At 58.2% G+C, this 2235-nt stretch carries 1 protein-coding gene and 1 pseudogene; both read right to left on the reverse strand.

The window, feature by feature from the left end; genetic code table 11:
- Nucleotides 1-92: 92 nt before the first annotated feature.
- Nucleotides 93-1415: a toll/interleukin-1 receptor domain-containing protein gene (locus tag I8J34_RS23900; RefSeq protein ID WP_214364139.1), complete on the reverse strand. Its 1323-nt coding sequence runs from the start codon at nt 1413-1415 to the stop codon at nt 93-95.
- A gap of 700 nt (nt 1416-2115) precedes the next feature.
- Nucleotides 2116-2235: pseudogene (locus tag I8J34_RS23905) on the reverse strand (IS5/IS1182 family transposase); the annotation flags it as partial.

The raw sequence follows: 2235 nt of genomic DNA on the forward strand, positions 1-2235 counted from the left end.
GGTCGCCTCGACACTCGGCAACCATGCGCACGGCGCGCTCGTGGACTTCGGGGGAGTACTTCACGGGTTTCTTCTTCATGGTGTTCATGGCTCTATCTTCTCAAGAGGGAGAGCCTCCACCAAACCCGGGGCGATTCATAGAGCACCTGATCGCCCTTTCGTGCCAACGCGGAGATCCTGCGAAATTCGAAGGATGCATTTGCCCTCTTGCTTCCCTGCGGCACCACGAACTTGAAGTTGGCGGGGCGGCACGGGGTCGCGCAGATGCCATCGGGGCCCAACGTCCAGTGTGCAGCGATCCTATCTCCGCCATCGCCCAGGGAATACACGCTGAGGACCGAGCGCCTGTCTGAAGTGACATGCAAGGCTATCGGGAGTGGTTTATCACCGGAGGATGGTTCGGGCGGTCCACCCCGCCAATCAGACATGAGTAGGGGCAGCCGAGAGGCAGGTCTGCGCTTTTGTGTATCCCATATCCATATCGCATCACCGTCCCTATCTTCAAATAATGTCAGACGCTCTTGCGGCGATACAGGTATAGACCCCAACTCGTCGGCATGCAGCAGGGCCAATGCGCCGACATACGAAGGCTGGCTGCGCCTCGCGATCGTGAGAAGTGTCTCCAAGTGCCTCTCGTTCGGTGTCACCAGTGGAGAGGCGGGTGCTGGGGTACTTGCAATAAAAAGCAGATCGGCTAGCTCGCCCTCAAGTTTTCGGTCGATCTGCTGGGCCGCCGCGGCGATTTGCACGAGACGCGAAGTCTCAACGTCACGCCACCACAGCCCGCCGGCGATGACCAGCGACACGATGCCCAGCCCCGCGAGGGCTAAGCGAATCATTCTCTTTCGCTTTTCGCGCTGCCACAGGTCGTCGAAGTCCACACCCGCAATTCCGGCAACTAGCTTGACCACGGCCTTTGAGCGGCCGTCGCCGCCATCGGAAGCTAGTCTTAGGTCTGCAGCTAGTGGCGCCCGAACATCCCCTTCTTGCAAACGAGTCAACAGCACGGGAGGGAAACACGCGGGTGGTTCTCCTCCGCCTATGACGGCGTGGATGCTGGCTCCAGGTCTCTCCTCCCGGAAGATCTCAATCTCCCGGCTGACCCAACTCTCAGGCGCGGCCGCAGCCGGAGTGCAAAGGACAATCAGGTGTTCTGACTGGCGCAGGTAACCGCGAATGACGGTTTCTAGATCGTCGGCAACTCGGGCATCGGCCCGGTCTTGAAAAACGGGGGCAATACGCCTAGGGACGGGGCCATGCGCGCCCGCTGTGCCCACAAGTTTTCGCGGAAGGCGAAATGCCTCGAGCTTGCGATGCACCCACTCGGCCAACTTGCGGTCGACCGACCGGTAACTTAAGAAGGCGCGGTACCGCAGATCCTTGGCTGTCTCTCTTGAATCATCTTTCGCCGGCATCTCGCCCCCCGTCCTCCAACGACAATCTCATCTGCCTGAAAGTGGCATTAAGAACAGCAGTAAAGTCGTCGATCGAGACCTCGCAATATTTGGCACCGATAATGCAACAGTCGACTTTTCGGCTCCTCCTTACAGCGCGCCCATAGTCGGTAGACGGCGCCCGACCCGTCTCAGACATCCAATAGATTGTTTAGATCGCTCAGGAGTGTTTGGTCCAATTGAACGTCGTTTTTGGGGAACTACCGACGCAGGCAGGTCATAGCCGATACGAGACGAGTGTCGTGCACTGATTCAACTTAGACGAGCGCCCTTGATCTGCAAGTGAAATGTAACAGTGACCGGCAGCTCCTGGCCGGTAGCCCTCGTTGGGCCGCTTCTGGCCGCTAGTATGCATTAGCCCTGCTTCCTGAACGTCGCCTAGGACGGTCCGTACAATAATTGGGTTCCGATCAACAGCCAAAGAGGCTGTCATGGAATCCTACGAGCAACTGGGGCCCCTGAAACAAGGGAAGCGGGTGGGGCAGCAGGCGCCACTTTAGTCCAAGGATATCTAGGGAAGTACTGAACAAATCCGATTTTCGGCAACGGGAGGCAGATCATCGTTCGCAATCGCGTGGAATCGCTCGCAATTGAATCGCGGAATACGGAATTGGCACTCTGGAAGGCCGGATTCGCACGATTTCATCGCCTTTGCCCCGTTTCAGGACGCACCTTGCGTGTCGGGCGCCATCAACCTTTTATGCGCGAGCACGAGGTTGGCGAGGCCGAACAGTGAGAACAATTGCGCCTCGTTCTTGGCGATCCCTCGATAGCGGGTCTT

It is taken from the genome of Denitromonas iodatirespirans, assembly GCF_018524365.1.
Taxonomy (GTDB): Bacteria; Pseudomonadota; Gammaproteobacteria; order Burkholderiales; family Rhodocyclaceae; genus Nitrogeniibacter; species Nitrogeniibacter iodatirespirans.

Excerpts from the sequence above, each read along its gene's own strand:
- I8J34_RS23900 (WP_214364139.1), bottom strand. The coding sequence starts at position 1,415 with ATGCCGGCGAAAGATGATTCAAGAGAGACAGCCAAGGATCTGCGGTAC.